General features: G+C 56.3%; 11 protein-coding genes and 1 pseudogene. 7 read left to right on the top strand and 5 right to left on the bottom strand.

Translation table 11 applies throughout. The features are described from left to right. Nucleotides 1-295: pseudogene (locus V6C16_RS04190) on the top strand (ABC transporter ATP-binding protein); the annotation flags it as partial. Next, entirely contained in the window at nucleotides 288-992 is a 705-nt protein-coding gene (locus tag V6C16_RS04185) for an ABC transporter ATP-binding protein (protein ID WP_333534869.1), read from the top strand. The pseudogene V6C16_RS04190 and the gene V6C16_RS04185, both read left to right, overlap by 8 nt. A gap of 95 nt (nucleotides 993-1,087) precedes the next feature. Here V6C16_RS04185 and V6C16_RS04180 read toward each other — a convergent pair whose 3' ends face one another. Beyond that, complete coding sequence (locus V6C16_RS04180; protein WP_333542796.1) at nucleotides 1,088-2,218, bottom strand: DUF1848 domain-containing protein; 1,131 nt, start codon at nucleotides 2,216-2,218, stop codon at nucleotides 1,088-1,090. Nucleotides 2,219-2,377: 159 nt separating this feature from the next. Between V6C16_RS04180 and V6C16_RS04175 the strand changes: the two genes are divergently transcribed. From V6C16_RS04175 to V6C16_RS04160, 4 genes are read left to right on the top strand one after another with little or no spacing between them, the layout of a single operon-like run. Next, nucleotides 2,378-2,545 (top strand): hypothetical protein, encoded by a 168-nt coding sequence (locus V6C16_RS04175; protein WP_333536308.1) that lies wholly within the window; start codon nucleotides 2,378-2,380, stop codon nucleotides 2,543-2,545. Then, nucleotides 2,545-2,952: a 6-carboxytetrahydropterin synthase QueD gene (gene queD / locus V6C16_RS04170; protein WP_333536309.1), complete on the top strand. Its 408-nt coding sequence runs from the start codon at nucleotides 2,545-2,547 to the stop codon at nucleotides 2,950-2,952. Before V6C16_RS04175 ends, queD begins: the two co-directional genes overlap by 1 nt. 29 nt (nucleotides 2,953-2,981) lie before the next feature. Next, nucleotides 2,982-3,827, top strand: a complete 846-nt coding sequence (locus tag V6C16_RS04165) for a WcbI family polysaccharide biosynthesis putative acetyltransferase (RefSeq protein WP_333536310.1) — start codon at nucleotides 2,982-2,984, stop codon at nucleotides 3,825-3,827. A gap of 19 nt (nucleotides 3,828-3,846) precedes the next feature. Then, nucleotides 3,847-4,470 (top strand): flavodoxin family protein, encoded by a 624-nt coding sequence (locus tag V6C16_RS04160; RefSeq protein WP_333536311.1) that lies wholly within the window; start codon nucleotides 3,847-3,849, stop codon nucleotides 4,468-4,470. Between the two features lie 681 nt (nucleotides 4,471-5,151). Here V6C16_RS04160 and V6C16_RS04155 read toward each other — a convergent pair. After that, nucleotides 5,152-5,649: a hypothetical protein gene (locus V6C16_RS04155; protein WP_333536312.1), complete on the bottom strand. Its 498-nt coding sequence runs from the start codon at nucleotides 5,647-5,649 to the stop codon at nucleotides 5,152-5,154. Between the two features lie 141 nt (nucleotides 5,650-5,790). Between V6C16_RS04155 and V6C16_RS04150 the strand changes: the two genes are divergently transcribed. Beyond that, nucleotides 5,791-6,573 carry a potassium channel family protein gene (locus V6C16_RS04150; RefSeq protein WP_333536314.1) on the top strand — a complete coding sequence of 261 codons (783 nt, stop codon included), beginning with the start codon at nucleotides 5,791-5,793 and terminating at the stop codon, nucleotides 6,571-6,573. A 609-nt stretch (nucleotides 6,574-7,182) separates the two neighbouring features. Here V6C16_RS04150 and V6C16_RS04145 read toward each other — a convergent pair. The 3 genes from V6C16_RS04145 to V6C16_RS04135 all read right to left on the bottom strand — a co-directional run. Continuing rightward, entirely contained in the window at nucleotides 7,183-8,337 is a 1,155-nt protein-coding gene (locus V6C16_RS04145; RefSeq protein WP_333542795.1) for an ABC transporter permease, read from the bottom strand. A 55-nt stretch (nucleotides 8,338-8,392) separates the two neighbouring features. Beyond that, entirely contained in the window at nucleotides 8,393-9,520 is a 1,128-nt protein-coding gene (locus V6C16_RS04140; RefSeq protein ID WP_333536317.1) for an ABC transporter permease, read from the bottom strand. Between the two features lie 76 nt (nucleotides 9,521-9,596). Further along, on the bottom strand, nucleotides 9,597-10,471 hold an 875-nt coding region (locus tag V6C16_RS04135; protein ID WP_333542794.1), incomplete at its 5' end, for an ABC transporter ATP-binding protein.

The raw sequence follows: 10,471 nt of genomic DNA, 5'->3' as shown, positions 1-10,471 counted from the left end.
GCGGCTTGAGATCGCCCGCGCCCTGGCCACGGAGCCGCGCATGCTGCTGCTGGACGAGCCGGCAGCGGGCATGAACCCGCAGGAAACCAACGAGCTCAAGGATCTGGTCTGCTCCATTCGTGACAACCAACAGCTTTCCATCCTGCTCATCGAGCACGATATGGGCATGGTCATGTCTCTTTCAGACCGCATTTATGTTATGGAATACGGCTCATGCATTGCCACGGGCAAACCTGAAGAAATTCGCGTCAACCCGCGCGTCATCAAGGCATACCTGGGAGAAAGCGATGCTTGAGCTGCGTAATGTCGATACGTTTTACGGCAATATTCAGGCCCTGCGGGATATTTCTCTCAAGGTGGAAGAAGGCGATATTGTCACGCTGATCGGGGCCAACGGCGCGGGCAAGTCCACGACGCTCATGACCGTTTGCGGCATCAACCGCCCGCGTCAGGGAGAGATTCTCTGGTACGGCAAACCCATACATCAGCTGCCCCCGCATGAGATCGTTTCGCTCGGCATTTCTCAGGTTCCTGAAGGCCGCCTGATCTTTCCTGACCTGAGTGTACGCGAAAACCTGGACCTTGGCGCGTTCTTGCGGCAGGACAAAGAGGCCGTCAAAGACGATCTGGACTATGTGTTCAGTCTCTTTCCCATCCTGGCCGAACGCCGCAAGCAGGCAGGTGGAACCCTCTCCGGCGGCGAACAGCAAATGCTCGCCATCAGCCGCGCCCTCATGGGGCGTCCCAAGCTGCTTTTGCTGGATGAACCTTCCCTGGGCCTTGCGCCCATTATCATCCAGCAGATCTTCTCCATCATCCAGAAGGTCAATGCCGCCGGGACCACGGTCTTCCTGGTCGAACAGAATGCCAACCAGGCCCTGCGCATCGCCAACCGCGGCTATGTTATGGAAAACGGCCGCATTGTCATGAGCGACAGCGCCGCCAATCTGTTGAGCAGCGAAGAGGTGCGCACCGCATACCTCGGCATGTAGCTTGCGGCTGCTCCACCGACGCGCTGCATTTCAAACGCGATGCCGTGCCGGAATATTCAAAGGCGGTTCTGCCCAGTGCAGCACCGCCTTTTTGTTCATGAACCGCTGTCTGCCTTGGTCGGTGCGGCCGATGCGGTTGGTGCGATCATCTTGGTTGACGTTGCCGGTACGGCCGGCCCGATTGGCGCTGTCCGCTTGGTCGGCACGGTGGTCGGCCCTGCTGGCACGATGGACTCCCCGCCACGCGCATGCGCACGAAAGTTCCTGCGGGCCACGGCTTCCGACGTGTTGGCGTAGCAATAGACGCAGCCGTGCGGACAGGTATTGTACTGCCCGATGTCTTTGCACGGCACACACAGGCAGTCCGGGCGCTGGCCCGGATCACGCGGATAGGAACGCTCGCCCGCGCCCGATGCCCCCGGCAGAAGCAGTTGTTCGGCGCCGTTAAGATTCAGCAGGTCAAGTACATCCGGATGCCGTCCGGCAAGCTTCAGCACAAGCTCCGGGTCAGTGCAACGGTTATGCGCCACGCCCTGGGCGGAAAGATCCGCCTTTTCGCCGCATGTGGCGGCCCGCATGCCGTAACTTGCGCAGATGTCCGCAATGGCCGCGCCTGTCTGTCGCATTTCTTCCGGCGTAAAATCACGCCAGGCAATAGCGTTGCGCCGTAAATTGCCCTCCACCTTGCGGTAGGGCGCAATGTCGGCAAAGCTGAAAACCAGCTTTGCCGTGTATCCGGCCAAGCCCTTGGCTATTACGGCAATTCTGTCCAATAAAACCGCAGGAGTAAGCATGTCATGTCCGTGTGCCGCGGCCAACAGAAGCGGATCAAAGCGCCAGATCATGCGCTCCGGCCCCAGCCTGTCCGCCAGACGGCGAAACGTTTCCACCCTTTTGCGCAACGGCGGCAAGCCAGGCTCCCAGCCTTCGTTTTCATAATCGTTGAGCGTATATTGCAGATAGCCCGTCAGACCGTACTCCCTGATGCCGGGCAAGCAGCCGAGCAACGGAGCGGGATTTTTGCTCCAGAAAACGGCCAGTCGCGCCCGCTCAAAAGACACATACTGCGGCTGCCCGTTAAAGGGATTGACCCAGCGCGCATAGCCCGCCCGCAACCGCTCCATAAACCAGGGCATATAAAAAGCCGGTATGTCCGTGGCGCGGCTTACCGCCAAAAGCACAGGGGCTATGGCCGACACCGGGCCATCCGCAGTATGGATTGTCATTCTGGGCCATTTCATGCCCGGCAGCATGACAAGGCGATGACCTGGCGTCAACACATCCCAGTTGGCCTGCCCCCAGGCTTGTTTTGACAAATTCCACGCAATTGCTATTCTCGACAGAACAGGCTCACAGGAATAAAACTCCAAACACACTGGTATTGCATGTCTTTTTTTTCCTGGCTGCAACGCATCTTCACGCCGCCTTCCACGGGCGACCCGAATATTGATGAAGAGAGCGTCAACTTTCAGTGGAATCAGAACGCCCGCATCGTGCTGGCCATTATCATCGTCATTTTATCGGCCTTCGTGGTCTACTGGATACTGTCCTGATGTCTGAAAAACTCTGGCGCCTCACTGTGCGCGACGACTTTTCCGCCGGGCATGCCCTGCGGCATTATGAAGGCAAGTGTGAGCGCATGCACGGTCACAATTTTGCCGTGGAACTGACGGTTGAGGGCAACCGCCTTGCCCCGCGGACAGAAATGCTGCTGGATTTCAAGATACTGAAAAAAGCGCTCAAAGCCGTACTGGACGCGCTGGACCACCGCCTGCTCAACGAAACGCCTCCCTTTGACAGTATCAACCCTTCGTCAGAAAACCTTGCACGGCATATCTGGCAGGGCATGGAAGCGCTGCTGGCGGAACACGAAGACCCGCAGGCCCGGCAGGTGCGCCTGTACAGCGTTACGGTGTCAGAAAAAGGCGCACAAAGCGCCACCTACCTGGAAACGCGCTAGCCCGGCCACCCGGCAGCCCCAAAATCGCCATGCCGCAGGCCCTCTGTCTTTTGCACGCCAACTGCCAGGGCGAGGCTTTGAGAATTCTGCTGGAAAATTCTCCGGCTTTTGCACGGCGTTTTACCGTCCGGCACTGTATCAACTACACCAAGGAAGATCTTGCCGAAGCCGACCTGAAAAAATGTTCCCTTTTTCTCTATCAGCCCCTGGCCCCCAAATGGGGCAGCATTTCCACAGAACAGATTTTGCCCCGCTTGCCCCGGTCTTGCCAGTCGGTTGAAATTCCAAATCTTTTCTTCAAAGGATACTGGCCCTTCTGGAGCAGCAGCCCGCCCATCAATTTTGGCGACAGCCTGCTTGAGACCCTGCTGGAAAAGGGGCTTACTCCGCAGGAGGCGCTGAACGTCTACCTGCGCGCAGGTCCCGCACTTATGGGAGACGTGGAGGCCGTGGCCGAGGACAGCCTGCAAAAGGAAGAGCAAAAGCAGGCCGCAAGCCCCATAAACTGCGCGGCGCTGTTGCGCGAACGCTGGCGCCATGAACAGCTTTTCATTACTGTGAACCATCCCGGCCGCACCCTGCTCTTTCATGTGGCAGACAGCCTGCTGTGTTTGCTTGGCCTGGGGGGCCTGCCGCAGGATGTGCGCCGCGACTACGTACATCCCCTTGAAGACTTCTGGCTGCCCATCCACCCTGCGGTAGGATCGGTTTTGGGGTTGCCCTTTGCAGCGACAGACAGGCGCTATGCCGTTTACCGCACCAGCCTCACCCACGCGCAGTATACCGGCTGCTATCTGGCGTGCCGAAGCCACAACATTTCAGACCTTGTAACATTTCTGGAAAACCTGCTGCCCGGGCAGCATTTGTATGCCTGAACGCAAGAAAGGAGTTTTTATGAAAGTATTGCTCATTAACGGCAGCCCGCACCCCAAGGGCTGTACCTTTACGGCGCTGTCCACCGTGGCCGCGCAACTGGAACAAAACGGCGTTGAAAGCCAGATCATCCAGATCGGTTCCAAAGCCATACGCGGCTGTATCGCCTGTGGAAAATGCAAGGAAACCGGCTATTGCGTCTTCAAGGACGATCCGGTTAACGAAAGCATCGACCTTTTGCGCGCGGCCGACGGCGTTGTGGTAGGTTCACCTGTGTACTACGCCGGGCCCAACGCCACCCTTTGCGCTCTGCTGGACCGCGTATTTTACATGAAGTCCGCCGCGTATGCCTTCAAACCGGCCGCAGCCGTGGTAAGCTGCCGCAGGGGCGGGGCCAGCGCCTCTTTTGACCGGCTGAACAAGTACTTCACCATTGCCCGCATGCCTCTCGTGTCTTCCCAGTACTGGAATTCAGTGCACGGCAACAACGCGGAAGAAGTTGTGCAGGACAAAGAAGGCATGCAGATAATGCGTACCCTCGGCAACAACATGGCATGGCTCATCAAGTGTATCGCCGCAGGCAAGGCAGCCGGAATCAATCCGCCCGCGCCCGAGGCCTGGGAGCCCACCAGCTTCATCCGTTAGGGCAGATTAATTTTGAGAATGTCCATTCTCAAAATTTACGGCACGCTCGCTTCGGCGCTTAACAGCGCAAATAAATTGCGCTTACTCACGCAGTCGCCAGAGCAATTTCAAAGTAAAAATGCTCTAAGGGCAGTTTTATATTGAAAGTGCCGTGGCGGCGGGGCGAAGCGCTGAAGCGCACGTCTTGCAAAAGCACTGAGAGCGCAGGGCTTCAAAGCCAAGCGGCTCTGGAGTCAGGGCAGTAACCGCTAGACAGTGCCGTCACGAGCGCCTTTCCCGGTATCTCTGCGTCGAACTTCGCCTTTTATTCCGGTCGAGTACCATAAGAGTACACTCCTTACATAAAAGGCTCGTTCTCCTTGATATACCAAGGAAATCCATCTCGTGACGACACTGTCTAAATCGGTTAACGTTTGACATATTCTGGCTGCCTTCGTTTGGGACGCCTGCGCAGCGGGCGGCAGAGGGAGGGCAGGACAAAAAAGCCCGGGATACAAAAAGTATTCCCGGGCTTTTATATTTAAAAAACTCTTTTAGATCAGATTAACTTTGAGAATATACATTCTCAAAGTTTAAGGCACGCTCACTTCGGCGTTTAACCGCGCAGATAAACTGCGCTTACGCCTCCGTAGCGAACGTCTGCTCACACAGCCGTCCGAGCAATTTAAAAGTTAAATTGCTCTAGGGCAGCGTTGGCTTCAGCGGCATAAGCGCCTTGTATGGTCCCCGCATTTTATACACAAAGTCGGTCATGGCAAGGTCGCCGCTGACCACAAGCATGAGCAGCACTCCGGAAGGGGCGTCTTCGCGCACAATGCCATACCCCTTCAGCCCCTGCTGCTCAAAAGTAAATTCCCACTGGCCCTGGCGCAGCACGGGGCTGCTGCCGCCCAACCTTTGCGCATTGGCCTTGGCAGCCGCTTCGGCTTCACCGGGCTTGGCCGGTCCCACGATGATCAGGGCCGAGGCCTTGTGGTTTTTCTGTCCCAACAGCACCTGGACAGCGTCCTTTACCTTGGCGGGGCCGTTAACCACCACCCAATCCGGGGGCAGTTCAACGCTATAATATTTGGTAGTCACGGGTACGGCCAGGGCCTTGCCCATCAAGGGCGGCATAACCAGCAAGGCCAGCAAGAAAAACAGCGCTCCGGTGACTGAAAGGCGACAAAAACGGGGCATGGCACTCTCCATTACTTTCCGTAAAATCTCACAACAGGCAATACTCTACGGTTCATGCGCCGTCCTGTCCACATAAAGCCCTTCAGACCACTTGCCCGCCACGGGCAATATTTGTAGTATCTGCCTCCAGTGAGGGGTACCATGCTGCAAAAACTGAATTCTCTGCGTTCACAGCTCTATATTCACCGTTTTGAGCTGCTGATGGCTTCGCTGCTCTGCGTTTTTGTGTGCAACATTTTTTTCCCCAACAATATCTATGGCGGGGTGGCCCAGTCCATCTACCTGCCCTTCCAGTTGCTGGCCGGACTGGTGCTTTTTGAATTCAAGCGGCGTGTTATATGGCTTGTAGTGCTCTTCGGCGTGCTGCTGCTCATTTGCCGGGCATTGAACATTTTTTTTGTCAGCAACTTTCTTACTGAAATGCTGCTGCTCTATATCTGCTTTTTCGGCAGCATCATGCTTGAGGTTTTCAGACAGATTTACAAAGCGCACATGGTTACAACACGCATTGTATATGCGGCTGTTTGCGGCCTTATGCTTATCGGTTACTGCGGATTTTACCTTTTTCTGGCCATCGAATTTACCCACCCCGGCTCTTTCAACGGTCTGGGCGATGGTGAAAACGCCATCAACAATCTCTTTTACTTCAGCTACGTCACCATATTGACCATCGGCTACGGCGATATTACCCCCAGTACCTGGATAGCCAAAAATGCTGCGGTGCTTGTGGGTTTTATTGCCTATGTCTATTCCATCGTGGTCATAGCCACCATAGTGGGCAGGGTGCAGCGCGCGCCCCATCCCGTGCCTGAAAACCGTCAGGGCGGCAACACAGCGCACGGCGCTCCTGCTGCCCCAAACAAGTCTCAGGCAACGCCGCACCCCGGCGAGGAACATCCCCGAGGCAATCCCCCGCAAACATAGGGGCGGCTTTGCAGCGCCTTTGAAGTGGATAAGTAAACCCGCACTCCACAAACCATATGCAGCTTCAGCCGTCCTCCGCGCAAAAGGGCGTACGGCCGAAGCTGCTCCTACGTCGTGGTGGACGAATGCCTGCTCCCGCAGCAGAGGCCGCGCAGGCGTCCCGACAAAAAACATAAGACCTCTCATCCACTCATATCCTAGAGCAGATTAACTTTGAGAATATACATTCTCAAAGTTTAAGGCACGCTCACTTCGGCGTTTAACCGCGCAGATAAACTGCGCTTACGCCTCCGTAGCGAACGTCTGCTCACGCAGCCAGAGCAATTTCAAAGTGAAATTGCTCTAGAGCAGATTAACTTTGAGAATATACATTCTCAAAGTTTAAGGCACGCTCACTTCGGCGTTTAACCGCGCAGATAAACTGCGCTTACGCCTCCGTAGCGAACGCCTGCTCACGCAGCCAGAGCAGATTAACTTTGAAATGCTTCACATTTCAAAGTTTTCATTCAGCCGGAAAATGCGATTTTCGGCTGAATCCACGCCACATTGTGGCGCGCTGCACTTTCGTGCAGCGTTAGAGCATTTACACTTTTTGAAAGTTAAAATGCTCTAGGCCTTGCGCCTGAACATCCACACCGCCACGCCCACGGTAACAATGCTGATGCAGGTGATCTTGCCCAGACTTACCGCAGCGGCCGCCACAGTAATATCCTTCAGAAAAACCCCCTGCGTGATGGTTGTAAAATGCCGCAAGGGGTTGAGCTGGCTGGCGTGCTGCAAAAAAACCGGCATATTCATGACCGGCGTAACCGCGCCGGAAATGAGAATGCAGGGGACCCCCACAGTAAACGCCCCAAGAAATGCCTGCTGCTGTGTGGCCGACAGTGAAGACACCATAAGTCCCACACCGCCCGAAGCCGCCGCAAATACAAGCATTGCCACGTAGAGCAGCAGTACCGAGCCGGTGAAAGGCACGCCGAAACCAAATACGGAAATAAGCAGAAATATGGTCCCGTGCACCATGCCCACAAGACAGCCGGGCACCAGCTTTGCCAGCGCGATTTCCATAGGTATGGCAGGAGAAACCAGCAACTGGTCAAAAGTTCCCACTTCGCGCTCCCGCGCAACGGAAAGCCCCGTCACCACCAGCCCCAGCATAAAACTCAGCATACCGATAAGGTTGGGCAGAAAAAACCACTGAAATTCGAGGTTGGGGTTGAACCAGCAGCGCATGCGTATGTCCAGTTGCGGGATTGGGGCCGCCATGCCTTGCACAGGCTGCGCACGCGGCGTGGCCGCCGCCACCTGTGCCGTCATGCGCTCCAGATAATAGGCCGCGATCTGCGCCGCATTGGAGCGCCGCCCGTCCAGAATGACCTGCGCCTCCGCCGGTTCGCCCTTTTCGATACGGCGTGAAAATTCTTCGTCAAACACGAGGATAAAAAGGGCTTTTTGCTGATCAAGCGTGGGGCGGATCTGCCCATGCCCCTCTAGATGCGCAACCCCCCGAAACGTGGGTGAGCCTTCTATGGAGTGGATGATGTCGCGGCTCCAGCGACCGCTGTCATAATTGAGCACGGCCACATCCACGTTGCGCACTTCCATTGTGGCGGCCCATCCGAAAATGACGATCTGCATGAGCGGCGGCACAATAATAAGGATACGCGAAATGCGGTTGCACAAAAGTACCAGCAATTCCTTGCGCACAATGGTCGCCATGCGCCGCCAGTTAAGACGCGGAAAAAACGCGCTCAGCCGGGACATCCCCCCTGCCGCCATTTTACTGGCCGCATGAAAGCCTGTGAAGCGCCGCGCCATTCTAGATGTCCAGCCTTTTTACAAGATTTTTGTAGACCAGGCCCAGCAGCACAGCGGCCAGCAGGCCCATAAATGCCAGGCTCGGGACGAAGATCTCCCATACGTCGCCGGTCAGGAATATCGTTCGCAAACAGGTGTTGAAATAGCTGGCGGGCAGCAGCCGTGTAAGAGCCTGAAGGACAGGAGGCATACTGTTAATATCAAAAACAAAACCCGACAGCAGCAAAGCGGGCAAAAAGCCTGAAAACAGCCCGGCCTCGGCGGCCACAAGCTGTCCGCGCAGGGTGACGGAAATAAGCAAGCCCTGCCCAAGAGCGCTGAGCATAAAAACAGAAGAGATAACCAGCAAAACCCACCAGGAACCACGAAACGGCACGGCAAAAAGCAGCACCGCCGCCCCGGCGCAAAGGGCCATACTGAACATGCCCATGCAGAAATAGGGAATAAGCTTGCCGAGCAAAAGCTGCATGCGGCTTACCGGCGTGGCAAACATGGCTTCCATAGTGCCTCGCTCCCACTCACGGGCAAAAACCAGAGACGTCAGCAACGTGCCGATAAGTGTCATGATGACCGTAATGGCCCCCGGCACAAGAAACTGCACACTTTTTGCTGCCGGATTGTACCAAAAGCGCGTTTGCAGGGTTATGGGAGCCTGCAGCGCCTCCCCGCCCGGCAGGGCCGTGGCCTGCCATCTGCTTACAAGCCCCTGGCTGTAGCTCTGGATATACTGGGCCGTATTGGGTTCGGCCCCGTCCACAAGGACCTGCAGATCCCCTGCCGTTCCGCGGTCCAGCGCCGCATCAAAATCCTGCCGGAAAACCAGCACTCCCTGTACGCTCGAATCCCGCATAAGGCGGGCGGCCTCATCCATGCTTCCGGCGCCAACGGTTGAAAACCACGGCGAATGCGCAAAATTTGCCGCCAGATCCAGCGAATGTCTGCCGCCGCTCTCATTAAGCACGGCAAGACGCAGCACGCCCGCATCCAGAGTAATGCCGTAGCCAAAAAGCAGCAGAAAAATCAGCGGCAATACCCCGGCCACCAGGTAAGAGGAGGGATCGCGCACGATCTGCTGAAATTCCTTGCGGATGAGAGCCAGCAGTTGCTGAAGCCAGAGGTTTGTTTTCATAACATGTCACAGGCGCGGAACAGGCGTTCAGAAAATTTGTATTATATTACTGAGCGTTACACAACGTCATGCGTTGCTACTGGGGATTGTTTTTATCATATTCCTCAATACTGCCAATAAAGGCTTCCTCCAGAGTGGGATCTTCCACTGACGTGCATGAAGCCTTGAGTTCGTCAGGCGTTCCCATACGTATCATTGCCCCCCGATAGATGAGGGCTATGCGGTCACAGTATTCAGCTTCTTCCATAAAGTGCGTGGTGACAAGCACGGCGGCCCCGGCGGTGGTTATAGCTGAAATATGCTTCCAGAAATCGCGTCGGGTACGCGCGTCCACGCCGGATGTGGGTTCGTCCAGAAACAGCACGGGCGGCTCGTGCAGGGTGGCGCACAAAAGGGCCAGCCGCTGTTTTTGCCCCAAAGGCAGATCGCCCGTGCGGCTATGCAGAAAATCCTGCAATTCCAGCGCGCCGGACAGGACAGGCAAAAGTTCCTCGCGCCGCTGGCGGCTCAGGCCATACAGTTCGGCAAAAATCTTGATGTTTTCCACAACCGGAATATCGGGGTACAGCGAAAACTTTTGCGCCATATACCCCAGCCGCGCGCGGGCTTCGCTGCCTGCGGTGAGCAGGTCCATACCGGCGACTGAGCACTGCCCCGATGTGGGACGCGAAAGGCCGCAAAGCATGCGGAACGTTGTTGATTTTCCTGCTCCATTAGGGCCGAGCAGGCCGAATATCTCGCCGGGCATCACGCTGAAGCTGATGTCATCGGCAGCGGTAAAATCTCCGAACTTTTTGGTGAGGTGGCTGGCCTCAATGCTTGGCGAGCAGCGCTTTTCGTCAGACGGCGAGGCATGGCCCGCATCCGGCCTATCCGGCCCATCCGCCCCATCCGCCCCATCCGCCCCATCCGGCGTACGCGACGTATGAGGTGCATCCGGCATCGGGGAGG

It is taken from the genome of Desulfovibrio sp. 1188_IL3213 (assembly GCF_036763145.1).
Classification (GTDB): domain Bacteria; phylum Desulfobacterota; class Desulfovibrionia; order Desulfovibrionales; family Desulfovibrionaceae; genus Desulfovibrio.
This window is presented reverse-complemented; position numbering and strand designations above follow the sequence as displayed.